Consider the following 24,520-nt stretch of genomic DNA (forward strand, 5'->3'; position numbering starts at 1 on the left):
CGCAGGAACAACCGCTTCAGCGGCGATTCCGCTGCTTCCTGGCCGTGGCAACGGCCAGGAAGCGCAAGAACACGTCAGTCGATGTGACCCGTGTGACTCCTGAGACCAGGCACGCCGTACCGGCGTGCCTGCGCACCCTGACCCGTCTCGTTCCTTACGCTCGCAAGCGGAGACGGGCGGATCGTGCGCTCGTCCGGCTCCCCGGCACACTCCTCGCACCACGAGGGGAGCGGGTCGGCTTCCCCGACGCGCGCGGACGGGCCTGTCAGCCGACCGGTCCGGTGACGTCTTGCGAGGAAGCGTGAGGGCGAACTCCATCATCGGCCGCGACATGGCCGTGGACCTCGGTACCGCCAACACGCTCGTCTACGTCCGCCGGCGCGGCGTGCTGCTCGACGAGCCGAGCGTGGTGGCACTCAACGACAGCACCGGCGAGGTGATCGCCGTCGGGCACCAGGCCAAGCAGATGCTGGGCCGCACCCCGGACAACATCACCGCCCTGCGCCCCCTGCGCGACGGCGTGATCGCCGACTTCGAGGCGACCGAGCAGATGCTGCGCCACTTCATCGCGCGCGTGCACCGTCGTCGCTACTTCGCCAAGCCCCGCATGGTCATCTGCGTCCCGAGCTCGATCACCCCGGTCGAGCAGCGCGCGGTCAAGGAGGCCGGCTACCAGGCCGGCGCCCGCCGCGTGTACGTCGTCGAGGAGCCGATGGCCGCCGCGATCGGCGCCGGGCTGCCGGTGCACGAGGCGACCGGCAACATGATCGTCGACGTCGGCGGCGGCACGACGGAGGTCGCCGTCATCTCGCTCGGCGGCATCGTCACCTCCCTCTCGGTCCGCACGGCCGGCGACGACCTCGACGCCGCGATCATCGCGTGGATGAAGAAGGAGCACGGCGTGATGCTCGGCGAGCGCACCGCCGAGGACGTCAAGATCACCCTCGGCTCGGCCTTCCCGCGCCCCGGTGAGCCCCAGGGCGAGGTCCGCGGCCGCGACATGGTCACCGGCCTGCCGCGCACGGTCGAGGTCACCAGCGCCGACATCCGGCACGCGCTCGAGGAGCCGCTGCACGCCATCGTCGACGCGGTCCGGGTCACCCTCGACCAGACGCCTCCCGAGCTCGCCGGCGACATCATGGACCGCGGCATCGTGCTGACCGGCGGCGGAGCGCTGCTGCGCGGCCTCGACGAGCGGATCCGCCACGAGACCGGCATGCCCGTGCACGTCGCCGAGGACCCGCTGGTCTCGGTCGCGATGGGTGCGGGTCGCTGCGTCGAGGAGTTCGAGGCCCTCCAGCAGGTGCTCGTGACCAACCAGCGACGGTTCTGATGGCCATCGACACCCGTCCCCCCGCGAGCAGGCCGAACCCCCAGGTACGCCGTACCGGCACGTCCCGCGACGCCGACCGCGACGCCGGCCGCCCGGCCCGGTCGCTGGTGGTCGCCCTGGTGCTCGCGTCGGCGGCGCTGATGGTGGTCGACAAGGCCGACGGCTCACCGGTCGACCCGGTGCGTCGCGTCGTGGGCGAGGTCGTCGGTCCGGTCCAGGCCGGCGTCTCCACGCTCGTGCGCCCGCTCGTCGACCTGCCGGACACGCTGCGGACCAACGGCTCGCTGCGCGACGACCTCGGCAGGCTCGAGGCCGAGAACGCCGACCTGCGCAGCAAGCTCGACAAGGCCGGGTACGACGACCAGCGGCTCGCCGACCTCCAGGGGCTGCGCGCGCTGTCCGGCGACATCGGCTACGCCCTCGTGCCTGCGCGGGTGATCGCGATCGGTCCTGCGCAGTCCTTCTCCAGCACCGTCACCCTCGACGCCGGCTCCGACGCGGGCCTGCACCCCGACATGACCGTGGTCGCCGCGGAGGGCCTGGTCGGGCGGATCACCTCGGTGACCGCGCACACCGCCACGGTGCTGCTCATCGTGGACGACAGCTCCCGCGTGGGCGGCCGGATCGGCGACAACCAGGAGCTCGGGTTCGTCCGTGGGCACGGCACGCTCGGCACCGACGACCGGCTGGAGATGGAGCTCGCCGACCACAACCTGGTCCCCAAGGTCGGCCAGTCGATCCTGACCTGGGGCAGCGAGGGCGGCTCGCCGTACGTCGCCGGCGTCCCGATCGGCACCGTCGGCAAGGTCTACGAGTCGCTGCGGGAGACGTCCTACCGCGCCGTCATCACGCCGGCCGTCGACTTCACCGCGCTCGACCTGGTCGGCGTCGTGGTGCCCTACGGCACCAAGGGCCGCGTGATCGAGGGAGGCGCGCAGTGAACCGCCGCGGTCGGCTGGTCGCCACCCTCGTCTCGGTGTTCGCCGCCCTGCTGCTGCAGGTGACGGTGCTGCCGAACTTCGCCTGGGACATCGGCGGACTCGGCGTCGTCCCCGACGTGGTGCTGCTCGTGGTGGTCGCGACCGCCGTCGCCACGGACACGCGGTTCGCCACCCTGACCGGCTTCTGGGCCGGCCTGCTGCTCGACGTCGCGCCGCCGGCCGACCACCTCGCCGGCCGCTGGGCGCTCGCCCTCATGGTCGTCGGCTACGTCGTGGGCCGGCTCGTCCACGACAACGCCGGCGATGTCGGGGCCGGCAGCCGCTTCGCCCGCGAAGGCGTACGCCGCCCGCCGCTCCTGCTCGCCCTCGCCGCCGCGGCAGGCGGCTCGTTCATCGGCACGTCGGTCTACGCGCTGACCGGGCTGCTGCTGCGCGACTCCGGTGCCGCGATCGGCGACCTGCTGCCGGTCGCCCTGATCGCGCTCGTGCTCGACGTGGTGGCGGCCCTGGTCGTCGTCCCCGCCTCGTTGTGGCTGCTCGACCGCACCACCCGCGACGGCCTGCCGCGTCCCACCCAGCGGATCCGGGCCCGCGCCTGATGGCCTCCTCTACCACGAGCGCGGGCGCCTCCCACCGCAGCCGGCTGCGGCTGATCGTCATCCAGACCCTGGTGTTCTCGCTGCTGGCCACGCTCGGCGCGCGGCTCTACTACCTGCAGGTCATCGCGGGGGAGCGCTACCAGGGCAAGGCCGCCTCGCAGTCGGTCCGCGAGATCGTCGTGCAGCCGCAGCGCGGCCTGATCGTCGACGCGATGGGTCGCCCGCTGGTGACCAACCGGCTCACCTGGGTGGTCTCGGTCGACCGCACGCTGATCGGCAAGATGTCGTCCGCGGACCGCGCCGAGCTGCTGGCGCGCACCTCCGACGCCATCGACGTCCCCGTCGAGGAGATCGCCGGCAAGCTGCTGCTCTGCGGCGACGACGGCGCGGTGGCCGGCGAGTGCTGGAACGGCTCGCCCTACCAGCCGGTCCCGGTCGCGCAGGACGTCAAGGAGGCCGCGGCGCTGCGGATCCTGGAGCAGCCCGAGGACTTCCCGGGCGTGGTCGTCGACCGCCAGAGCGTGCGGCAGTACCCCGCGCCGTACGGCATCAACGCCGCCCACGTCCTCGGCTACCTCAGCCCGATCACCAAGGACGAGCTCGAGTCCGCCGAGGACTCCGGCGACAGCTCGGTCAACGGCGCCTCCGTCGTCGGCCGGGCCGGCGTGGAGAAGGAGTACGACGAGTGGCTGCGCGGGCAGCCGGGCTACGACCAGGTCGCCGTCGACTCCAAGGGCCGCGTCCGTGAGGACGTGTCCGGGCTGGAGGCGCAGCCCGGCGACACCCTGGTGACCTCGATCGACGCGAAGGTGCAGAGCGTCGTCGAGGAGCAGCTCGCGAAGATGATCGCGACCCAGCGCCAGACCCGCGACCCGGTCACCAAGCGCAACTTCGAGGCCGACTCCGGTGCCGCCGTCGTGATGGAGGCGCGGACCGGCCGGATCGTGGCGATCGCCAGCCAGCCGACGTACGACCCCTCGGTGTGGGTCGGCGGGATCACCGACAAGCAGCTCAAGCGGCTCTACTCCGAGGCTGCCGGCACGCCGCTGCTCGCGCGCTCCTTCCAGGGGCAGTTCGCGCCGGGCTCCACCTGGAAGCCGTTCATGACCGTCGGCGCGCTGACCCACGGCTACGCGCCCTCCACCACGCTGCCGTGCTCCTCGGCCGTGCAGATCGGCAACCGTGCCTTCCACAACCACGAGTCGGCGGCCTACGGCCAGATCACCTTCGCCCGCGCGCTCGAGGTCTCCTGCAACACCTTCTTCTTCCAGGTCGGCATGCACTTCTGGCAGACCCTCGGCTCCGACCCCGACGACGCCAGGGCCAAGGACCCGCTGGTCGAGCAGGCCGAGAAGTTCGGCTTCGGCGAGCGCACCGGCGTCGACCTGCCGGGCGAGGCGTCGGGTCGGGTCGCCGACCGCAGGTGGAAGCGCAAGTACTACGAGTCGATGAAGGACTACTACTGCGGCATCGCGAAGAAGCCGCAGGACACCGGGCCGAAGGGCACCTCCGACTTCGTCTACAAGTTCGCCCGCGAGTTCTGCGTGGAGGGCTGGAAGTACAAGATCACCGATGCCGCGAACTTCGCGATCGGCCAGGGCGACACCATCGTCACGCCGCTGCAGCTGGCCCGCGGGTACGCCGCGATCTCCAACGGCGGCACGCTGTGGGATCCCCGCGTCGGCAAGGCGATCGTGTCGCCCGACGGCAAGGTGATCCGTCAGATCGAGCCGAAGAAGGAGCGAAGGCTCAAGATCCCGGCCTCGGTGCTGACCTACCTCGACGAGGCGCTCCAGGGCGTCGCGCTGCGCGGCACGATGAACTGGAAGCTCCAGGGATTCCCGCTCGACAAGGTCAAGATCCGGGCCAAGACCGGCTCCGCCGAGGTCTACGGCAAGCAGTCGACCGGCTGGGTCGCGTCGTACACCAAGGACTACGTCGTGGTGATGATGATGAGCCAGGGCGGCACCGGTTCCGGATCCACGGGTGACGGCATCCGGGCGATCTGGGAGGCGCTGTACGGCGTCGACGGCGACCAGGTCGACCCCGGCAAGGCCGCCATCCCCGGCGTCACCCCGCCCGCCCAGCTGCCGACGTTCGGTGACGACGGCTCGATCCTCCCGCCCGCGCGCGCGAAGGGAAGCGACCAGTGAGCAACCGCATCCCCGGCCGCAGCCGGGCCAGCACCCGTCGTACGACGGCCTCCCGGCGGGTCGGCCGCCTCCAGTGGGCCGACCTCGACCTGGTCCTGCTCGGGGCCGTGCTCGTGCTCTCGCTGCTCGGCTGCCTGCTGATCTGGTCGGCCACGCTCGAGCGCGACGACCTGACCGGCGGCGACTCGCGGGCGTTCCTGGTCAAGCAGGTCGTCAACGTCGTGATCGGGATCGGGCTGATGCTGCTGGTGGTGGTCACCGACCACCGCTGGGTTCGGATCCTCGCGCCGATCGGCTACCTGGTCGCGATCGGCGGACTGGTGCTCGTCCTCGTCATGGGCTCGACCATCAACGGCTCTCGCTCGTGGCTGATCCTCGGCGGGATGTCCTTCCAGCCCTCCGAGCTGGCCAAGCTGGCCGTCGTGGTCGGCATGGCCCTGGTCGTCGCCGAGCGCAGCGAGGGCCGCTGGCGCGACCGTGTCGGCACCTCCGACGTGCTCCTCATGCTGCTGGTCGCCGGCGTGCCCGCCGTGCTAATCCTGGCCCAGCCCGACCTCGGCACCATGCTCGTGCTGACCGCCACCGTCTTCGGCGTGATCGCCGCCTCGGGTGCCCACCGGCGCTGGCTGGCCCTGCTCGCCGGCGGCGGCGTGCTCGCGGCGGCCGCGGCGGTGTCGAGCGGGATGCTCAAGGCCTACCAGGTCGACCGGTTCCTCGCCTTCACCAACCCCGCGCTCGACCCGAAGGGCGCCGGCTACAACGTCGAGCAGGCCCGGATCGCGGTCGGCAACGGCGGGCTGTTCGGGCAGGGGCTCTTCGACGGCTCGCAGACCCAGTCCGGCTTCGTCCCCGAGCAGCACACCGACTTCGTGTTCACGGTCGCGGGGGAGGAGCTCGGCCTGGTCGGCGCCGCGCTGATCGTGCTGCTGCTCGGCGTCGTGCTGTGGCGGGCGCTGCGGATCGCCACCCGCACCGACGACGTGTTCGGCCGGATCGCCGCCGCCGGCATCGCCTGCTGGTTCGGCTTCCAGGCCTTCCAGAACATCGGCATGTGCCTCGGCATCATGCCGGTCACCGGTGTCCCGCTGCCGTTCGTGTCCTACGGCGGCTCGTCGATGTTCGCCGGCATGCTCGCCGTCGGCCTGCTCCAGAACATCCACCTGCGCGCACTGTCCGCCCCGGCGTCGCGGCTCGCGCCACAGCAGCGGGTGCTCGTCCGGGGCTGAGGACGGGGGCCGATCACCGATCCGGCAGGATGGGGGCCGTGCTGACCCTCCGCCGTGCGCCGCGCTCCCGCGTGCGGCTCTCGGCGATGCTGGGCAGCCTCGAGAGCGTGACGGCGCTGGTCCTGGCCCACCTGGCGGCCGGGGGAGAGCTCCCGCCGGCGGGGTGGCTGGCCGCCTTCGCCGTCCTCGTGTACGCCGCCAGCAGCGTCGTGCTGCGCGGGCGGGCCGGCATCCGCGTGGTCCTGCCGGCGCTGCTCGGCGCCCAGGTGCTCGGGCACGCGTGGCTGGTCACCCTGGCCCCGGACCTGCACCCGGGGCACGAGCACGTGACGTCGGCCTTCCTCGGCCTCACCCCGGCGATGCTGGCCGCCCACCTGGTGGCGGCCGCGGTCACCGGCGCGATGTGGGTGCTGCGCCGCCGGGCGGTGGAGGTGCTGCTGCGCTGGACCGACGCGGGCGTCGTACCGCTGCCGGGGGTGCGTGGCGCTGCCGCCCCGGCCCCCCGACGGAGCCGGACCGCGCGCGAGCACCGTGCGCTGGCGCCGACCCGCGGACCGCCGGCGGGCCCGCTCGCGACCGCCTGACTCCCGTGGTGGAGGGCAGGCGTTCGCCGCTGCCCTCCGTACGAGTCACCCGATCGAGAGAGACATCCATGCAGATCCGACGCTTCACCCTGCCCACCCTCGGCGCCACCGCGGCGCTCGGGATCGTCGCCCTGACCGCCGGCGCCGCCAGCGCCCACGTCGACGTCGCGCCCGACACCACCGCCGCCGGGTCCTACGCCGTGCTCACCTTCAGCGTGCCCCACGGCTGCGAGGGCTCGCCGACCACCAAGATCGCCATCCAGATGCCCGCGGACATCCCGCAGGTCACGCCGACCGTCAACCCGGGCTGGACGGTCGAGAAGGTCAGCGAGAAGCTGCCCGAGCCGATCGAGGACGCCCACGGCAACGAGCTCACCGAGCGGGTCAGCCAGGTGGTCTACACGGCGAGGACCCCGCTCCAGGACGGCTACCGCGACACCCTCGCCCTGTCGGTCCAGCTGCCCGAGAGGGTCGGCGAGACCCTCACCTTCCCGGTGCTGCAGACCTGCGCCAAGGGCGAGACCGCCTGGAACGAGACCCCGGCGCAGGGTCAGGACGAGGAGGAGCTGGAGAACCCGGCTCCCGCCCTGACCATCACCGAGCCCAGCGCCGAGGGCCACCACGGCGGTGCAGCGGAGTCGGACGAGAAGTCCGACGCCGAGGCTGACGAGAAGGCCGACGCCGAGGACGACGAGGGCGCCGGCAACGGCCTCGCCATCGGCGGCCTCGTGGCGGGTCTGGGCGGGCTGGCGCTCGGTGGCCTCGCCCTCGCCCGCACGGGCAAGAAGGCCTGAGCGCTCCGATGATGCGGCGTGTGCCGGCGTACCTGCTCGCTGTCCTGGTCGCCGTCCTGACGGTGGTCGGGGCGGCGGGCCCGGCGTCGGCACACGCCACCCTCGTCTCCACCGACCCGGCCGAGGGCGCGGTCCTCCCCGAGGCGCCCACCCGGGTGACCTTCACCTTCGACGAGCCGGTCCAGCTCGTCCCCGACGGCCTGCTCGCCTTCGACGCGGCGGGCAAGCGGGTCGACGTGGACCCGTCCGCCAAGGGCGTCGAGGTCACCGGCAGGCTGCCGGGCGAGCTCGACAACGGGACGTACGTCGTCACCTGGCGGGTCGTCTCCGCCGACGGCCACCCGATCGCCGGCTCGCTGACCTTCCACGTCGGTGCGCCCAGCCCGAAGGTGGTGCCGCCCCAGACCGGGCCGGCCGATCCCGGCGCGGTCCCGACCGTCCAGGGCATCGTGCACGGCCTCGACTACGCCGCCCTGCTGCTCGCCGGCGGGCTCGCGATCTTCCTGGCGTGGACCGCCCGCGGCGTCCGCCTGCGCGATGACGTGCGTCGACGGCTGGTCCGGGTGCTGCGCTGGAGCGCGCTCGTGGCGGTGGTCGCGGCGGCGCTCGCCGTACCGCTGGCGGGGGCCTACCAGCTCGGCTCCGGACTCGGCGGGGTGCTGGACCCGGGCTCGTTCGACCCCGGTCTGGTGCAGGACGACCTGCAGGTGCTCGCCCTCCAGGTCGCCGGGCTCGGCGTCGCCGCATGGGCGGCCGGACAGGCCCGCTCCTCGCTGGTCGTCGACCTCGTCACGGCGCTGGCGGTGTGGTCGCCCGCGCTGGTCGGGCACACCCGCGCCTACGAGCCCAGCATGCTGCTCGTGATCACCGACGCACTGCACCTGTCCGCCGGCGCGGTCTGGCTCGGCGGCCTCGTCGGGCTCGCCCTCGCCCTGCCCGCGCTCGCCGGGCGGCCCAAGGACGCGGCGCAGCTGATCACCCGGTTCTCCACGGTCGCGGCCGGGCTGCTCGCCGCGCTGGCGCTCACCGGCGTGCTGATGGGCTGGCGGATCGTGGGCGCCTGGGCGCCGCTGGTGGAGGAGACCTGGGGCCGGCTGCTGCTGGTCAAGGTCGGCCTCGTGCTCGTGGTCGTCGCGATCGCGGCGTACAACCGCTTCCGGCTGGTGCCGCGCGTGGCCGGCGACGGCGGGCACGACGAGCGCCGGCTCGCGACCGGCCTGGTCCGGCGGACGGTCGCCGCCGAGGCCGCCCTGCTCGTCGCGGTCCTCGGCGTGACCGGCTTCCTGACCCAGAAGCCCCCGGGCGGCGAGGCACCCGCGCAGGCGCAGACCGCCGACACCGGTGTCGTGACCGGTGTCGCGAGCGACGACCTCAAGGTGCTCGCGGTGCTCGACGCCGGACCGGGCCTGCAGCGCACCCTGATCGTCCAGGTGCAGAACCTGGCCGGCGACCCGCTCGACCTCGCGGCCGCCCCCGCCGTGGCGCTGCGCTCCGACAGTGTCGACCTCGGCACCGTCCCGGTCGTGCCGACCGGTGCCGGCACCTACACCGCCGACGTCGTCTTCCCGCACGCCGGTGCGTGGAAGCTGCAGGTCAGCATCCGGGTCGACACGTTCACCAGCCCGGTGACGACGGTGGACCTCAGGGTGCGCTGAGGTCGTAGGACAACGCCAGCTCGACGCCGGGCTCGGCCGTCACCTTGACCGGCCGGCTCTGGCCGTCGAGCCAGACGTCGGCGTCGAGGGTGTCGGGGAGCATCGCCTGGACCTGCGCCGGCAGCGTGATGCCGGCGAGCGCGGCCCTCGGGTCGAGCGTGATCCGGTAGTGCTCGGTCGCGACGCCGCCGACCTGCTCGGGACCGATGTGGACGAGCTGCTCCACGGTGACGGCGTCCAGGGCGGCGGCGACCTGGGTGGTGTCGATGGTCAGCTCGCGGGCGGGGCCGCCGGCCAGGGAGGCGCTCACCTTCACGCGGCCCGCGGTGCGCAGCGCAGCGGCGACCGCGTCCAGGACCGGGCCCGCGTCCTGCGTCGTCCCTTCGTGGGCGAAGGGCGTGGGCCTTCCGGAGGAGGAGGCGGCCGTCGGCGTCGAGCTCGGCCTCTGGGGCTCGTCGTCGCCCCCGCAGCCGGCGAGGAGCACCGACGAGGTCAGCAGTACGACGGCAGGCAGGGCGGTGCGGCGGTTCACGAGACCTCCTCGGGAGCGATGACCGGGGCGGTCACGGCGAGCTGGTGGAGCAGCCCGTCGACGCGCACCTGCAGGAACAGGCGGTAGTCGCCGGGCTGGGTGAAGACGGTGTGGAAGGTGAGCACGGTGCCGTCGTCGGTGACCTCGGGGGCGCCGTACGGGTGCACGTGGACGAACCCGCGCGAGTCGATCGCGAAGCCGGTGAGGTGGGCACTGGTGCCGAGGTAGCTGCCGAGCGCGACCGGATCGCCGTCCTCGTCGGTGACCCGCAGCCGCAGCCGCCCGTTCGGGCCGACCTCGCCCTCGGCCTGCAGGCGTGCCTTCACGACGCCGTCGTCGCCGGTCTGGGCGGCCGTGCCCCGCGGTACCTCGGCCGGCGTCCAGTCGCCCGCGACCCGCAGCGTCGTCCCGAGGACGATCGGGTTCGTCGCGCCCTGCGGGATGAACTCGGCGACCACGCGCCACCTGCCCGGAGAGCCGAGGTCCACGCGGGCGGTCCAGGTGCCGTCGTCGCCGAGCGTCGGGTGGAGGTGGCGGAACTGCGCGAGGTCGTCGCGCACGACGTAGAGGTGGAGCAGCTTGGTCTGCTCCTCGGTGTAGGTCAGCAGGGGAGCCCCCGACGGGTCGAGGATCCGGAAGGCGACGTCGCCGGTGCCGTCGGCGCCGGGCAGCGTCACGTCGCTCATCCGGTACCCCTCGACCGTCGCGCTGGTGCCGTCGCCGACCGGGTTGCCGACCGGCTGCGCGCCCGAGCCGCCGTCCTCGGCGGGGGTGAGCGTGATCCGGTCCGCGTCGTCGGCGGACCGTTCGTCGGAGGAGCAGGCGGACAGGCCGAGCGCGAGGAGGGTCGCGGTGGCTGCGGCGACCAGTGTCGTCGTACGGCGGTGCGGGTGGGTCACGGCGCCACCGTCAGCAGCAGGAAGGCCGCGAGGAGCAGCAGGTGGACGATGCCGTTGAGCGGCTTCGCGCGCCCCGGCACCACCGTCAGGATGCCGACGACCGAGGACAGTGCGAGCAGCACCAGCTGCAGCGGATCGAGTCCCAGCGCGAGGTCGCCCTCGAGCCAGATGGAGGCGACGGCGATCGCCGGGATGGTGAGGCCGATCGAGGCCATCGCCGATCCGTAGGCCAGGTTGAGGCTGATCTGGACCCGCTGCTGGCGCGCGGCCCGCACCGCGGCGATGGTCTCGGGCAGCAGCACCAGCATCGCGATCACCACGCCGACGACGGCGTGCGGGAAGCCGAGCCAGTCGACGGCGTCCTCGATCGAGTAGGACTCGACCTTCGCCAGGCCGACCACGGTGACCAGCGAGACGATGAGCAGGGCCAGCGCGACCTTCGTCTCCCGGCTGGTCGGCGGGTCCGCGTGGTCGTCCCCGTCGGCGTCGTTCTCGGCCGTCCAGCCACCGGGCGTGGAGGTGGTGCCGGGCAGGAAGAAGTCGCGGTGCCGGACGGTCTGGGTGAACACGAACGAGCCGTAGAGCACGAGCGAGGCGAGCGCCGCGAAGGTCAGCTGGGTGCCGGTCAGCACCGGGCCCGACTCGCTCACGGTGAAGGTGGGGACGACCATGGTCAGGCCGGCCAGGGTGATCACCGTCGCCAGGGCGGACCCGGTGCCCTCGGGGTTGAAGACAGCGAGGTGGTGGCGCACCGCGCCGACCACCAGCGCGAGCCCCACGATCCCGTTGACCGTGATCATGACCGCGGCGAAGACGGTGTCGCGGGCCAGCGTGGAGGTGTCGCCGTTGCCGGACACCATGAGCATCACGATCAGGCCCACCTCGATGACGGTCACCGCCACGGCCAGGAGCAGCGACCCGAAGGGCTCGCCGACGCGGTGCGCCACGACCTCGGCGTGGTGGACCGCTGCCAGCACCGCCCCGATCAGCGCGATGCCGATGAGGCTGGCCGCGAGCGGCCCCGGGTGGGTGCCCCAGCTCACCGCGAGCACGAGGGCGGCGAGAGGCGGCGTGAACACCGTCCACCCGAGACGTCCGGAGGTGGAGGCACTCATGGTGGTGGATCCTACGGGGACGGGCCAGTGACGATGCCGCTCGCGCCCGGGCACCCTCGTAGAATCGGTGGCATGTCCGTCGAGTCCGTCTTCCCCCGGCTGGAGCCCCACCTGCTCTCGGTCTCCAAGCCGATCCAGTACGTCGGCGGCGAGCTCAACATGGTCTCGAAGGACTGGGACGCCGCCGAGGTGCGCTGGGTGCTCATGTACCCCGACGCCTACGAGGTCGGCCTGCCCAACCAGGGCGTCCAGATCCTCTACGAGGTGCTCAACGAGCGGGAGTGGATCCTCGCCGAGCGCACCTACGCCGTGTGGCCCGACATGGAGAAGGTGCTGCGCGAGCAGCAGATCCCGCAGTTCACCGTCGACAACCACCGTCCCGTCGGTGCCTTCGACCTGTTCGGCGTGAGCTTCTCCACCGAGCTCGGCTACACCAACCTGCTCACCGCGCTCGACCTGGCCGGCATCCCGCTGCACGCCGTCGACCGCGACGAGTCGCACCCGGTCGTCATCGCGGGCGGCCACGCCGCGTTCAACCCCGAGCCGATCGCCGACTTCGTCGACGCCGCCGTCCTCGGTGACGGCGAGGAGGTCGTGCTCAAGATCTCCGAGGTCGTGCGCGAGTGGAAGGGCGAGGGTCGTCCCGGCGGCCGCCAGGAGCTGCTGCGCCGCCTCGCGGTGTCCGGCACCGTCTACGTGCCGCAGTTCTACGACGTCACGTACGACGACAGCGGCGCGATCGCGGCCGTCGTACCCAACCACCCGGAGGCTCCCGACCGGGTCCGCAAGCACACGCTGATGGACCTCGACCAGTGGCCCTACCCGCGCAACCCGCTGGTTCCGCTCGCCGAGACCGTCCACGAGCGCTTCTCGGTCGAGATCTTCCGCGGCTGCACGCGCGGGTGCCGGTTCTGCCAGGCGGGCATGATCACCCGCCCCGTGCGCGAGCGGTCGATCGAGACCATCGGCGCGATGGTCGACAACGGCATCAGGAAGACCGGATTCGAGGAGGTCGGCCTGCTCTCCCTGAGCTCGGCCGACCACACCGAGATCGGCGACGTCGCCACCGGCCTGGCCGACCGCTACGAGGGCTCCAACGTCTCGCTGTCGCTGCCCTCGACCCGTGTCGACGCGTTCAACATCACCCTCGCCAACGAGTTCTCCCGCAACGGTCGCCGCTCCGGCCTGACCTTCGCGCCCGAGGGCGGCAGCGAGCGGATGCGCAAGGTGATCAACAAGATGGTCACCGAGGACGACCTGATCCGCACCGTCGCCACGGCCTACTCCCACGGCTGGCGGCAGGTGAAGCTCTACTTCATGTGCGGCCTCCCGACCGAGACCGACGAGGACGTCCTGCAGATCGCCGAGCTCGCCAAGCGCGTGATCGCGACCGGCCGTGAGGTCTCCGGCCGCAACGACATCCGCTGCACCGTCTCCATCGGCGGCTTCGTGCCCAAGCCGCACACGCCGTTCCAGTGGGCCGCCCAGCTCGACGCCGAGACCACCGACCGCCGCCTGCAGGTGCTGCGCGACACCGTCCGTGCCGACCGTCGCTACGGCAAGGCGATCGGCTTCCGCTACCACGACGGCCAGCCCGGCCTGATCGAGGGGCTGTTGTCGCGCGGCGACCGCCGCGTCGGCCGGATCATCGAGCAGGTGTGGCGCGACGGCGGCCGCTTCGACGGCTGGTCCGAGCACTTCTCCTTCGACCGGTGGGCCGCGTCGGCCGAGGTCGCGCTCGAGGGCACCGGCGTCGACCTCGACTGGTACACCACCCGCGAGCGGGAGTACGACGAGGTGCTGCCCTGGGACCACCTCGACTCCGGCCTCGACAAGGACTGGCTGTGGGCCGACTGGGAGGACGCCCTCGCCGTCGGTGCGGGGGAGTCGGACGTCGAGGTCGAGGACTGCCGCTGGACGCCGTGCTACGACTGCGGGGTGTGCCCGGAGATGGGCACCGAGATCCAGGTCGGTCCGACCGGTCAGAAGCTGCTGCCGCTCTCCGTGGTCTGAGGTGGGCCGGGTCGTGTCTCAGGCCCCGACCTGCTCACCCTGGTCACGGATCCGTCCCGTGAGCTCGTCGCCGTCGGCCCGCTCCAGGTGGCAGAAGAAGTTGTCGCCCTGCTCAGGCTCGTCGTCGTCGAACGAGTCCGACTCGACACGTACGTCGTACTCGCCGCTCTCGATGGCCGACCGGTAGGCCGGGGCGAGCCCCGGCAGTCCGCCGCAGAACCCTGCGGGCGACACATCCTGGAACAGTTCGGCCAGGTCGTCGTCGAACGCGCCGACCCAGATCACCTCGCCTGCGTGCGGCTCGTCGCAGTGCGCCTTGACCGGGTCGTCGAGGAAGTCGAGGTCGATGCACTGGCCGACCCGCGCCTCGTCCTCCCAGACCGTCCGGCTGCCCATGACCGCGGCGAAGACCACGAACCCGATGCCGGCGAGCAGGACGACCACACCCACCACGAGGCCCGTGACGGCCGCCCACCGTCCCGATCGCCGGCCTGCGCGCGTGCGCACGATGCCGGCGATGCCGAGACCGATCCCGACCGGCGCCGCGCAGCACGTGAGCGAGCAGACGAGCGCGGCGATCGACAGGCCGTCGTACGGCACCCGGGTGCCGTACGACGACGACCCGTACGACCCGGACGAGCCGTCGTACGGGTTCGAGCCGGGCTCGTAGGAGGGGTAGCCGCCGTACGGGTTCGTCATCCGAGAGGTTGCGACGGGGTCAGAGGATCGGCTTGGTGAGCTTGTCGTCGGGCTGGACGTAGCAGACCAGGTGGTCGCCGACGGACACCTTGTCGGGGTCCTCGATGACCGCGTTGATGTCCTGGATGTACGACGTGAGCTTGGCCAGGTCGTCGGAGTCGATCGCCTTCGCGCAGTAGCCGGCCATGCTGTCCTCGACCTCGCTGAGGTTGGCGGAGGTGACCTTCGCGACGCCGACGATCTCGGCGTCGTGCGACTCGGTGCACTTCTTCTCGCGCATCAAGATGGTGCCGTCGCTGTCGTCGACGTCGACGCACTGGCCGACCTCGGCCTCACCCGGCGTGACCAGGGAGTCGGCGAACAGGAACAGGGCTGCACCGGCCACGGCCGAGCCGATCGACATCAGCAGACCGATCACGATGCCCGCGACGGCGAGCCCGCGACCCTTGCGCTGCCCACCCTTGGTCCGGGAGAGGCCCACGATGCCGAGGATGACGCCGAGCGGCGCCAGGCAGCACAGCAGGCTGGTCACCAGCGCGGCGATCGAGACGCCGTCGGTCTTGGGCGGCATCGGGTCGGAACCCCCGGGGAATCCGCCCGGGGCGCCGTACCCGCCACCACTGCCGCTCGCGTACGGCGCGGGCGGGGGTGCCGGCTGACCGTACGGGTTCGGGGGCTGGTTCTGGCCGTAGGGGTTCTGCGGCGGGTTCTGGCCGTAAGGGTCGCTCACGGGCGTCACCCTAGGCGAACACGAGGGGGTCGCACCGGAGATGTGCCGAACCCGGCCGCGTTGTGCCGGGCCGACCCTCACTAGAATCGGCGCATGCCCGAGCCGACGCCTGCCGTCCACGACCCCGGAACGTGCCGGGCATGACCAGGTATGACTACGTCGTCGTGGGCGGCGGCATCGTGGGTGCTGCGACCGCACGGGCACTGACGGATCGCTTCCCCGGCCGCAGCGTGCTGCTGCTCGACAAGGAGGACGGCTTCGGCCGTCACCAGACCGGGCACAATTCGGGCGTCATCCACTCGGGGATCTACTACACGCCGGGCAGCCTCAAGGCCGAGCTGTGCCGAGCCGGCGCTGCTGCGACCGAGCGCTTCGCCGAGGAGCACGGGGTTCCGTGGAACCGGATCGGCAAGCTCCTGGTTGCCACCACCCCCGCGGAGGTTGCCGGCATGCGTGCGCTCGCGCAGCGAGCCGAGGTCAACAAGATCCCCGCAACCCTCCTCAGCGCCGCGGAGCTGCGCGAGCGCGAACCTCACATCAGGGGCCTCGGCGCGCTGCACCTGACGTCCACGGGCATCACCGACTATCGCCGAATCAACACCACGCTCGCTGGCTTGGTCGGCGAGGCGGGCGGCACCCTGATGACCCGCACCGCGCTCACAGGCGTGCGCGAGACGAGCAAGGAGGTCGTGCTCTCCACCACCTCCGGCGAGGTGGTGGCCGACTACGTCGTCTACTGTGCCGGGATCCAGGCCGACCGGGTCGCCGCGATGGCAGGTATCGACGTCGACTTCGCGATGATCCCGTTCCGCGGCGAGTACTACGACGTCCGGCCCGAGCGTGCTGACCTCGCGCGCACCCTGATCTACCCCATACCCGATCCGGACCTGCCGTTTCTCGGTGTCCACCTGACGCCGACCGTCGATGGTGGCCTCAACGTGGGGCCGAACGCGGTCCTGGGCCTCGCCCGTGAGGGATACCCGAAGTTCTCCTTCGACCGGCGCGACGCCGCCGACATCGTGAAGTTCCCGGGAATCTGGCACGTCGCTCGCAACAACGTGCGCACTGGTGCGCGGGAGATGTGGAACTCGGTGTCGAAGCGCGGCTACCTCAAGCTGTGCCAGAAGTACTGCCCCGACCTGCGCCTCGAGGATCTCACTCCCCGCGAGGCCGGAATCCGGGCACAGGCTGTGATGCGCGACGGCTCTTTCGTCCACGACTTCCTGCTGCGCGAGACCGCGCGGGGTCTCCACGTCGTCAACGCGCCGTCCCCGGCTGCGACCTCCGCGCTGCCCATCGCCGACGAGATCGTCCAGCGCGTCACGCAGGCGCAGGGAGCCTGATTCCCGAACTCAGAGCTCGTCGTCCTCGATGCCGGGATCGTGGTGGATCGGGCCGTGCCGGCGTCGCTCGTAAACACCGACCGCGGCGGCAGCCGCGGCAGTCACGATGTCGGCAGCGGTGAGCATGACCCGGGACACGGCAGCCAACGCGATCGAGGTCCCGGTACCGACATGCGGGGCCAGCGCGGTGACGATCACCAACTCCCGGACGCCCGCGCCAGAGGGCAGGATGAAGAAGAACAGCCCGGAGATCATCGCCACGGCCATCGTGCCGATGCAGGTGAGCAGCAGCCCGGCGCCGTCGCCGGCCCCCTCGCTCAGCAGCCACAGGTGGACGCCGAAGAAGACGTATGACGTCACCGCGGCCGCCAGTGACAGGACGATCGCCCGGCCGCGGACGGGATGGTCGCGCTGGGGGCGTCGCAGCACCTTGAACCCGACGCCGACCAGCCGGTCGAGCACAAGCGGGTGCAGACAGACCAGGCCGACGGGAAGGAGGAGGTACAGCCACTGAAGCGGCGCCAAGGAGTCGTCGTTGTCGATGAGGGACGGGATGACCAGAGCGCCGGTCAGCAGTGCGGCGACGACGGCCACTGCGAGCGAGAACACGGTCGCAGTGAAGATCCGGGCGCGGGCGAGGCCGGCCCGGCGGCCGAGCTCCATCTGGAGCACGTAGGCCCACACGGAACCGGGGAGATACTTGCCGAGCTGTCCGACCAGGAAGATCTGTGCCCCGCGGGCGGGTCCGATCGGCTCCCCGATCTCGTCGACCAGGAACTGCCAGCTCAGTGTGGAGCACGCGATGGCGACAGGCAGGGCAAGGAACGCCGGGAGCACGGTCGTCCACGACATCGTGCTGATCGTGTCGCTGACCTCGGACCAGTGAGACCGGACCGTCCAGAACGCGGCCAGCACCACGGCCAAGACCATGGCGATGCGGCCCCAGTGGAAGAGGCGGCCGATGAGACTGTGCGACGGTGCGGGTGATGTCGCCGGGGTCGACGTGGTCGGCGTGGCGTCGCGCGAGGACATCAGGCTCTCCGGTTCGAGGATGGACGGACACCTCATCCTGCCTCACGGCCGGCGCAAACCGTGGATCCCGGGCCCGCACCGCGTCTCCGGTACAGTTCCCGCGTCCTGACGTCCAGTGCTAGGTCTCCCGCATGTCTGTACCGCTCCGTGTTGCCCTCATCGGTTCCGGTTCGATGGGGCGCAACCACGCCCGCGTCATCGCCACCAGTGAGCGCACCGATCTCGCCGTGGTCGTCGACCCACACGAGGAGACCGGACGAGCGGTCGCCGAGCAGCACGGGTCCACCTGGGTGCCCTCACTCGACGGTCTCGGCGACGTCGACGCGGCCGTGATCGCCGCGCCGACCGAACACCACTTCGACCTCGCGAGCGACGTCATCGCGAGCGGCCTGCCGCTGCTGGTGGAGAAGCCGCTGTGCCCCTCGCTCGCCCAGACGCAGGAACTCGTCGATGCATCGGCCGCGGCGGGAACGCCGCTGATGTGCGGCCTGCTCGAGCGGTTCAACCCGGCCGTGATGGTGGCGCTGCGCATGGTGGAAGAGCCGCTCTACGTGCGAGCGACCCGGCACTCGCCTTACGCACCCCGGATCAAGACCGGCGTCGCGTGGGACCTGCTCGTCCACGACGTCGACCTGGTCGTACGAGTCTTCGGCGGTGACCATCCCGACAAGTTCGACGTCGAGGTCGGCCAGTACCACCCGCAGTCGGTGCCGGGCGCCGAGGACATCGTCGAGGCGTCGCTGCGCTTCACCTCGGGAGGGATCGCCTCCGTCTCCGCGAGCCGGATGGGCCAGACGAAGGTCCGCACCATGGTCATCCAGGAGCTCGACCGGATGATCGAGGTCGACCTGCTGCGCCGTGGACTCACCAGCTACCGTCATGCGACCGTCGCCGAGGACGAGGGACAGAGCGGGTTCCGCCAGTTCACCGAGATGGAGATTCCCGACATCGCCGGCGTGGAGCCACTCGTGGGCCAGCTCAACCATTTCGTCGACCTGGTGGGTGGCAAGGTCGACGTCGACCTGGAGCGGGACTCGATCCTGCCGGCGCACCGGGTCGTCGACCAGGTACTGGCACTTCGCTCGGCCTGACTAGGCTGGCGGGAACGTCGGCCGCGACGGATCGCTGAGGTCAACCGTCGCGACGACCCGCGCCGGAACCCCGGCGACGACTGTCCGCGGCGGCACGTCCCCGGTGACGACCGCGCCCGCCCCGACGACCGCCTCGTCGCCGATTTCCACCCCCATGTTGACGATGGCGCCCGCGCCGATGAACACACGGTCTCCGATCCGCACGGGCATGCGCTCGACCTCGGGGAACTGACGGCCGCTCACACATCGTCTTGCCGACGAGTGAGTGTAGATCTGCACGCCCGAGGAGATGTCGCATCCGCGGCCGATGACCAGACCGCCGGAGCCGTCGATGACGGTGAACGCACCGATCCAGGTACCCTCACCGATCTCCGGCTCACCGACGATCCAGGCGTGCTCGTTGTATGGGTTCGGGGGTAGGGAGGCGCCCACGGGATCAGTCGGCCCGGATGAGGTCGGTCATCCCCTTGACCACGTCGATCGTCGGCTCGAAGCCGAGGATCTCCTTCGCCCGCGTCACATCGGCCGCACGACGGGCGACCAGCACGTCGCGCGGGTTGAAGATCGGCTCGACGTCGGCGCCCACGGCGTCGATCAGGATCCGGGCCAGCTCGGCGATCGAGGTGTCGATGCCGGTGCCGACGTTGACGGGCACGTTGGCCTGCTCGGACTCGAGCGCCAGCACGACCGAGCGTGCGATGTCGTGGACGTGGATGAAGTCCATCGACTGCTCGCCCTTGCCGTCGATGACGGGCGGCTCACCGTTGCGGATCCGGTTGACGAAGTGGTTGATGACTGACGTGTAGTAGGCGGTGGTCTTCTGGCCCGGGCCGTAGACGTTGAAGAAGCGCAGCGCGATCCAGGACAGGTCGCTGCGACGCTCGTAGAAGCCGAGCAGGTCCTCGCCGGCGCGCTTCGCGATGCAGTACGGCGTCAGCGGGTTGAGCACGTCGTCCTCGTGCATCGGCAGCTTCTCCGGGTCGCCGTACACAGACGCCGAGGAGCAGTAGACGAGCCGGTCCACACCGTGATCGGCAGCGGCCGCGAACACGTTGTGGTTGCCGATCATGTTGATGTCCATCGACTCGTACGGGTCGGCCTGGCTCTTGTTGATCGACACCGCGGCGGCGTGGATGACCTTGGTGCAGCCCTTCATCGCTGCGTGCACTGCGCCGCCGTACCGAATGTCCTGGTCGATCAGCTCGACATCGTCGCCGAAGGCTGTGATCGCGTCCCGGTCGCCGCGGAACATGTTGTCGAAGATCCGGACCTTGTAGTCCTTCTCCAGCAGCATCGGGACGACGTGCAGGCCGATGAAGCCCGCGCCTCCGGTGAAGAAGACGGTCTCGGAAGTCATGTTGGTGGGGCTCCTCAGGCGCAGTTCGGTTGGGTCGGGCGGGTAGCCGACGTCGGGAAGGCTACCAACGGGTGAGTCAGACGCTGGTACGGGACGAGACGAGGTCACCGAGGACTTCGAGGTGCTGGTCGAGCACCCGCTCGAGGGCGAAGTGCTGGTCGACGATGGTGCGTGCCTTCGCGCCGACCTCGCGGGTCGCCTCGGGGTCGTCGAGCGCGCGGATGATGCGCTCGCCGAGGCCCGTCACGTCCCCGACCTCGCACATGTAGATCTCGCGGCCGTCCACCATCGGGACGCCCGGGAAGTTGTCGATGCGACCCCACGCGACCACGGGGACGCCGGCAGCCATCGACTCGAGGGTCGCAGTGCCGAGGCCGAGGCCCTGCTCGTGCGACTCCACGCGGGCGGCGGCGAGCAGATGGGGGATGTCCGCCTTTGGCACGGCCCCGAGGGCGCGCACCGCGTGGTCGACGCCGAGCTCCTTGGCACGCTGGAGGAAGAGGTCGTAGTAGACCCGTCCCACGACGGCGAGGACGGCGTTCGGGTGCTTGTCGAGGATCGCCGGCATGGCTTCGACGAGGCCGAGCCGGTCGCGCAAGGGAATCACGTGACCGACGGACAGGATGACGGGCGTCTCCGCGTCGACACCGATGAGCTCGCGACCGCGTTCTGCGTCACCGGCACGCACCCAGTCCGGGTCGACGCCGACAGGGATGGCGACGAGGTCGCGGTACCCGCCGCTGTAGCGCTCCTCGATGTAGTCCTGCATGTAGCTGTCCATGACCACCAGGGACGGCTTGTTCAGGCGCAGGCGTGGGGCGACCAGACTGGCGTCGAGGAAGCGGAAGGCATGGCGGTAGCGGGCGACCGGGTTCTCCAGGCGGGTGTGGATGCTGAGCAAGGAGGGGATCCGGCGTCGGCGGGCGTAGGCGCCGGTCGACCAGGTGAGGTCCATGAACTGGCCGTGCTGGTGGATGACGTCGGGCTTGAACTCGTCGAGGAGCGTGGCCAGCCGGCGCCGGATGCTGGGCCGGGTCGCGAACGAGAGGTCGAATGAGACGGCCAGCCGGCTCTCGGGCAGCGTGATGGCCGGGAGCCGCACGATCCGGATACCGTCGCGCACCTCCTCCGACGGGGCGTCCTGGTACGCAGCCGTCACGACGAGGACGTCGTGGCCGCGGCGGGCGTAGCCGCGGGCGAGGGCGTCGCTGAGATGGGCGCTTCCGCCGACGCGGGGCGGGAAGAAGTTGTTCACGACGACGATGCGCACGCTCTGCTGTCTCCGATCGAGGCCGCGGTGCACGTCGGACGTTCCGGCGGCACACACGGACCAGCGCAGCATCGTAGCCGCGGTTCCGAGGGAGCCGGGAATCAGCGCAAGGGCTCAGGCGCCGGCGCGCACAGTGGCGTTGACCGCAGTGACGATCCGCTCGAGCTCTCCCTCGCTCAGCGACGGGTGCACGGGCAGGGAGATGACCTCGCGGGCCGCGACCTCCGTCTGAGGCAGGTCGAGACCCGGCGCGAACTTCGCCAGCGAGGCAAGGCGGTGGTTGGGGATTGGGTAGTAGACACCCGTTCCGACCTGGTGCTCCTCGCGGAGCGCGGAGACGATCCGGTCGCGCTCGGCACCGTCGACCCGGATTGTGTACTGGTGGTACACATGGGTGGCCGGCGCGGCCACCGGCGGCACCGTCACACCCTCCAGGTGCTCGTCAAAGTACGCTGCGTTGCGCTGGCGAGTCGTCGTCCAGGCCCTTACCTTGCTGAGCTGGACCCGGCCGATCGCTGCGTGCAGGTCGGTCATCCGGGCGTTGAAGCCGACAACCTCGTTGGCGTACTGGCGCTCCATGCCCTGGTTGCGCAGCAGTCGGACCTGGCGGGCCAGGTCGTCGTTGGCCACAGAGACCATGCCGCCCTCGCCCGACGTCATGTTCTTGGTGGGGTAAAGGCTGAACATCGCGAAGTCGCCGAACGTCCCGACCGCGCGGCCCTGCCAGGTCGCGAGGTGCGCCTGCGCGGCGTCCTCGAAGACTCGCAGGCCGTGCTCCGCAGCGACCGCACCCAAGGCGTCCATGTCGGCGGGGTGCCCGTAGAGGTGGACGGGCATGATCGCGGTGGTGCGGTCTGTGACGGCGGCGCGCACCGCGTCGGCGGCGAGGCAGAAGTGGTCGGGCTCGATGTCGGCGAACACAGGGGTGGCCCCGGTCAGGGCGACGGCGTTCGCGGTCGCGGCGAACGTGAAGGACGGGACGATGACCTCGTCACCCGGCCCGATCCCGGCGGCGAGCAGACCGAGGTGAAGGCCGGAGGTGCCGGAGTTCACCGCGACGCAGGTACGCCCCTGGGTCACCTGCTCGGCGAACTCCGACTCGAAGGCCGCGACCTCCGGACCCTGGGCGATCATCCCGGAGAGGAGGACGCGGTCGACGGCTGCGCGCTCCTCCTCGCCCAGGATCGGCTTGGCGGGGGGGATGAAAGCTTCGGACATCGAAGGCCTCTCGGTTGTTCGGGTGAGGTGCTCAGGCGTCGAGGCGCTCGAGCCAGGCGGTGATCGAGGGGAGGAGCGGGCCCGGGAGCCCGGCGGTGTCGCGGGAGCCCCCGAGCAGGACTGCGGCCAGGTGTGCGTGCTGGTCCTCGGTGACGCCGAGTCGCTGCAGCCGGTGGGTGTTGAGGCGCCGCGGGCGGGCGGGCACGCCCATGCTGACGACGTAGGGCGGCAGGTCGGTGGTCACCGCCGCCTGCATGCCGATCATGCTTCCGGCCGGTACGACGCGGCGTTGGTGGACGACCGCGCCCAGGCCGAGGTTGGCTCCGTCCTCGACCGTGACGTGCCCGGCGGCGACGACCATCGCGGAGATGGTCACGTCGTCGCCGATGCGGCAGTCGTGGTTGACGTGGGCCTTGCTCATGAAGAAGCCGTCATTGCCGATCGACGTCGCGTGGGCCCAGCCGCCGCTGACGGTGACGTGCTCCTTGAAGACGTTGCGGGAACCGATCAGGACGGGTTGGCCGTCGATCTCTTCCTCCCACGCGGGGGTGAAGCCGTGGCCGCGGACCTCGGGTAGCCCGCCGATGCAGGCGAAGGCGGACACGTAGTTGTCGTCGCCGAGGGTGACCGGACCCTGCAGCACGGCGTACGGACCGATGACATTGCCCGTGCCGAGTCGGACCTGTGGACCGAGGACGGCGGTCGGGTGGATCCGGTTGGTCATGCGTGCAGCTCCCGCGCACTCACGCCCGGACTCCGGCGCCGCCAACCACTTCGCGCACGACTGAGGTGACGTAGCTGACGTCGTCCTCGGTGAGGTTGGCATGCATCGGAAGAGCGAACTGCGTTCGGAACAGACGGGCCGCGACCGGGCATTCCTGGGCCGAACCGTAGACGGGCTGGACGTGGCTGGAGTAGGTGCCGATGTTGCTGCCCACACCGCGCTCGCGCAGGGCCATCACGACCGCGTCGCGGTCGACACCGTCGCCGGCCGTGAGCAGGTAGGACTGCCAAGGGTGGGTGCGGTCGTCGAGGACGACCGGCAGGCTGATCTGCTCCAGGTCGCCGAGCTCCTCGGCGTACTGGTCGGCGGCCCGGCTGCGGGCGGCAACCAGGTCTGGGAGCCGGCGCAGCTGAACCCGCATGATCGCGGCCTGCACGTCGGAGAGGCGGTAGTTGTAGCCGGCCACGTCGAAGCTCGGTACAGCGAGAGCGTTGCTGCCCTCACGGCTAACGGCTGGTGCGATGCCGTACGTGTGCAGTTTGCGGGCCAGGTCCATCCGGTCCGTGTCGTCACCGACCAGCGCGCCGCCCTCGCCGCTCGTGATGCCCTTGCGGCCGTGGAAGCTGAAGGCGGCAAGGTCGGCGAGGGAGCCCGCCGGGCGGCCCTTGTACGTGGCTCCAGCGCTGCACGCGGCGTCCTCGAGCAGCCACAGGCCGTGCTTGTCGGCGAGGGCCCGCAGCTCGTCGTAGTCGGCGGGCTGGCCGACCAGGTCGACGGCGATGATGCCGACCGTGCGCTCGGTGACGAGCGCTGCCGCGGCTTCGGGATCGATCGTGCCGATGTCGGGCCGGACATCGGCGAACACAGGCGTGGCGCCGGTCCACATGACCGAGTGACCGGTGGCAGGGAAGGTGTAGTCGGCGACGATCACCTCATCGCCCGGACCTGCGCCCAGTACCTGGAGGGCGAGGTGGAGGGCAGAGCCGCAGTTCGACGTCGACAGCGCGTGGCTGGTGCCCACAGCCGCGGCGAACTCCTTCTCGAAGGTGACGCACGTCGGTCCGGCGCCTGAGATCCAGCCGCTTGCGAAGACCTCACGGAGTGCTTCGATCTCCTCCTCGCCGACGGTGGGCTGGCCCAGGGCGACCTGACGAAGGTCCTGCATGTCGTACCTTTCCTGCTGACCGGGGAGTCTCCAACGTAGTGCGGACG

23 protein-coding genes are annotated in these 24,520 nt (G+C 71.1%); 11 read left to right on the forward strand and 12 right to left on the reverse strand.

Annotated elements, in window-relative coordinates; genetic code table 11:
* Nucleotides 1-301: 301 nt before the first annotated feature.
* The 8 genes from BJ958_RS00360 (at nucleotide 302) to BJ958_RS00395 (ending at nucleotide 9,285) form a co-directional block, all read left to right on the forward strand.
* Nucleotides 302-1,333 carry a rod shape-determining protein MreB gene (locus BJ958_RS00360; RefSeq protein ID WP_273520086.1) on the forward strand — a complete coding sequence of 344 codons (1,032 nt, stop codon included), beginning with the start codon at nucleotides 302-304 and terminating at the stop codon, nucleotides 1,331-1,333.
* A complete protein-coding gene (gene mreC, locus BJ958_RS00365) occupies nucleotides 1,333-2,274 on the forward strand; it encodes a rod shape-determining protein MreC (RefSeq protein ID WP_179724527.1) in 942 nt (313 codons plus the stop codon). Before BJ958_RS00360 ends, mreC begins: the two co-directional genes overlap by 1 nt.
* The gene (gene mreD, locus BJ958_RS00370; RefSeq protein WP_343052511.1) at nucleotides 2,271-2,873 is read left to right on the forward strand and encodes a rod shape-determining protein MreD; all 603 of its coding nucleotides are present in this window, start codon (nucleotides 2,271-2,273) and stop codon (nucleotides 2,871-2,873) included. Before mreC ends, mreD begins: the two co-directional genes overlap by 4 nt.
* A complete protein-coding gene (gene mrdA / locus BJ958_RS00375; RefSeq protein WP_179724529.1) occupies nucleotides 2,873-5,026 on the forward strand; it encodes a penicillin-binding protein 2 in 2,154 nt (717 codons plus the stop codon). Before mreD ends, mrdA begins: the two co-directional genes overlap by 1 nt.
* On the forward strand, nucleotides 5,023-6,252 hold the full coding sequence (rodA, locus tag BJ958_RS00380; RefSeq protein WP_273520083.1) for a rod shape-determining protein RodA: 1,230 nt from the start codon (nucleotides 5,023-5,025) through the stop codon (nucleotides 6,250-6,252). Before mrdA ends, rodA begins: the two co-directional genes overlap by 4 nt.
* Nucleotides 6,253-6,290: 38 nt before the next feature.
* Nucleotides 6,291-6,836: a hypothetical protein gene (locus BJ958_RS00385; protein ID WP_179724530.1), complete on the forward strand. Its 546-nt coding sequence runs from the start codon at nucleotides 6,291-6,293 to the stop codon at nucleotides 6,834-6,836.
* A gap of 68 nt (nucleotides 6,837-6,904) precedes the next feature.
* Nucleotides 6,905-7,630, forward strand: coding sequence for a YcnI family copper-binding membrane protein (locus BJ958_RS00390; protein WP_179724532.1), 726 nt, complete (start codon nucleotides 6,905-6,907; stop codon nucleotides 7,628-7,630).
* Nucleotides 7,631-7,650: 20 nt separating this feature from the next.
* The gene (locus tag BJ958_RS00395; RefSeq protein WP_179724534.1) at nucleotides 7,651-9,285 is read left to right on the forward strand and encodes a copper resistance protein CopC; all 1,635 of its coding nucleotides are present in this window, start codon (nucleotides 7,651-7,653) and stop codon (nucleotides 9,283-9,285) included.
* On the opposite strand, the gene BJ958_RS00400 is transcribed toward BJ958_RS00395, so the two are convergent.
* From BJ958_RS00400 to BJ958_RS00410, 3 genes are read right to left on the reverse strand one after another with little or no spacing between them, the layout of a single operon-like run.
* The gene (locus BJ958_RS00400) at nucleotides 9,272-9,817 is read right to left on the reverse strand and encodes a hypothetical protein (protein ID WP_179724536.1); all 546 of its coding nucleotides are present in this window, start codon (nucleotides 9,815-9,817) and stop codon (nucleotides 9,272-9,274) included. The genes BJ958_RS00395 and BJ958_RS00400 overlap by 14 nt on opposite strands.
* A complete protein-coding gene (locus tag BJ958_RS00405; RefSeq protein ID WP_179724538.1) occupies nucleotides 9,814-10,716 on the reverse strand; it encodes a hypothetical protein in 903 nt (300 codons plus the stop codon). The genes BJ958_RS00400 and BJ958_RS00405 overlap by 4 nt, the downstream gene beginning before the upstream one ends.
* On the reverse strand, nucleotides 10,713-11,831 hold the full coding sequence (locus BJ958_RS00410; RefSeq protein WP_179724540.1) for a calcium:cation antiporter: 1,119 nt from the start codon (nucleotides 11,829-11,831) through the stop codon (nucleotides 10,713-10,715). The genes BJ958_RS00405 and BJ958_RS00410 overlap by 4 nt, the downstream gene beginning before the upstream one ends.
* 72 nt (nucleotides 11,832-11,903) lie before the next feature.
* Here BJ958_RS00410 and BJ958_RS00415 point away from each other — a divergent pair, with 72 nt between their 5' ends.
* Entirely contained in the window at nucleotides 11,904-13,844 is a 1,941-nt protein-coding gene (locus tag BJ958_RS00415; protein ID WP_179724542.1) for a TIGR03960 family B12-binding radical SAM protein, read from the forward strand.
* Between the two features lie 18 nt (nucleotides 13,845-13,862).
* On the opposite strand, the gene BJ958_RS00420 is transcribed toward BJ958_RS00415, so the two are convergent.
* On the reverse strand, nucleotides 13,863-14,543 hold the full coding sequence (locus BJ958_RS00420; RefSeq protein ID WP_179724544.1) for a hypothetical protein: 681 nt from the start codon (nucleotides 14,541-14,543) through the stop codon (nucleotides 13,863-13,865).
* Nucleotides 14,544-14,562: 19 nt separating this feature from the next.
* Nucleotides 14,563-15,273: a DUF4190 domain-containing protein gene (locus BJ958_RS00425; RefSeq protein ID WP_179724546.1), complete on the reverse strand. Its 711-nt coding sequence runs from the start codon at nucleotides 15,271-15,273 to the stop codon at nucleotides 14,563-14,565.
* Nucleotides 15,274-15,413: 140 nt separating this feature from the next.
* Here BJ958_RS00425 and lhgO point away from each other — a divergent pair, with 140 nt between their 5' ends.
* Nucleotides 15,414-16,616: an L-2-hydroxyglutarate oxidase gene (gene lhgO, locus BJ958_RS00430; protein ID WP_179724548.1), complete on the forward strand. Its 1,203-nt coding sequence runs from the start codon at nucleotides 15,414-15,416 to the stop codon at nucleotides 16,614-16,616.
* 9 nt (nucleotides 16,617-16,625) lie between these two features.
* Here lhgO and BJ958_RS00435 read toward each other — a convergent pair whose 3' ends face one another.
* Nucleotides 16,626-17,648 (reverse strand): lysylphosphatidylglycerol synthase domain-containing protein, encoded by a 1,023-nt coding sequence (locus tag BJ958_RS00435; protein WP_179724550.1) that lies wholly within the window; start codon nucleotides 17,646-17,648, stop codon nucleotides 16,626-16,628.
* 131 nt (nucleotides 17,649-17,779) lie between these two features.
* Here BJ958_RS00435 and BJ958_RS00440 point away from each other — a divergent pair, with 131 nt between their 5' ends.
* The gene (locus BJ958_RS00440; RefSeq protein ID WP_179724552.1) at nucleotides 17,780-18,739 is read left to right on the forward strand and encodes a Gfo/Idh/MocA family protein; all 960 of its coding nucleotides are present in this window, start codon (nucleotides 17,780-17,782) and stop codon (nucleotides 18,737-18,739) included.
* Here BJ958_RS00440 and BJ958_RS28885 read toward each other — a convergent pair whose 3' ends face one another.
* The 6 genes from BJ958_RS28885 to BJ958_RS00470 all read right to left on the reverse strand — a co-directional run bounded on the left by BJ958_RS28885 (nucleotide 18,740) and on the right by BJ958_RS00470 (nucleotide 24,473).
* Nucleotides 18,740-19,171, reverse strand: coding sequence for a DapH/DapD/GlmU-related protein (locus tag BJ958_RS28885; protein WP_179724554.1), 432 nt, complete (start codon nucleotides 19,169-19,171; stop codon nucleotides 18,740-18,742).
* A 4-nt stretch (nucleotides 19,172-19,175) separates the two neighbouring features.
* Nucleotides 19,176-20,096 carry an NAD-dependent epimerase/dehydratase family protein gene (locus tag BJ958_RS00450; RefSeq protein WP_179724556.1) on the reverse strand — a complete coding sequence of 307 codons (921 nt, stop codon included), beginning with the start codon at nucleotides 20,094-20,096 and terminating at the stop codon, nucleotides 19,176-19,178.
* Between the two features lie 76 nt (nucleotides 20,097-20,172).
* Nucleotides 20,173-21,366 (reverse strand): glycosyltransferase, encoded by a 1,194-nt coding sequence (locus BJ958_RS00455; protein ID WP_179724558.1) that lies wholly within the window; start codon nucleotides 21,364-21,366, stop codon nucleotides 20,173-20,175.
* A gap of 114 nt (nucleotides 21,367-21,480) precedes the next feature.
* The gene (locus BJ958_RS00460) at nucleotides 21,481-22,584 is read right to left on the reverse strand and encodes a DegT/DnrJ/EryC1/StrS family aminotransferase (RefSeq protein ID WP_179724560.1); all 1,104 of its coding nucleotides are present in this window, start codon (nucleotides 22,582-22,584) and stop codon (nucleotides 21,481-21,483) included.
* A 31-nt stretch (nucleotides 22,585-22,615) separates the two neighbouring features.
* Nucleotides 22,616-23,308 (reverse strand): acyl-ACP--UDP-N-acetylglucosamine O-acyltransferase family protein, encoded by a 693-nt coding sequence (locus BJ958_RS00465; RefSeq protein WP_179724562.1) that lies wholly within the window; start codon nucleotides 23,306-23,308, stop codon nucleotides 22,616-22,618.
* A 19-nt stretch (nucleotides 23,309-23,327) separates the two neighbouring features.
* Entirely contained in the window at nucleotides 23,328-24,473 is a 1,146-nt protein-coding gene (locus BJ958_RS00470; RefSeq protein ID WP_179724563.1) for a DegT/DnrJ/EryC1/StrS family aminotransferase, read from the reverse strand.
* Between the last annotated feature and the right edge of the window lie 47 nt (nucleotides 24,474-24,520).

It is taken from the genome of Nocardioides kongjuensis, assembly GCF_013409625.1.
GTDB lineage: Bacteria > Actinomycetota > Actinomycetes > Propionibacteriales > Nocardioidaceae > Nocardioides > Nocardioides kongjuensis.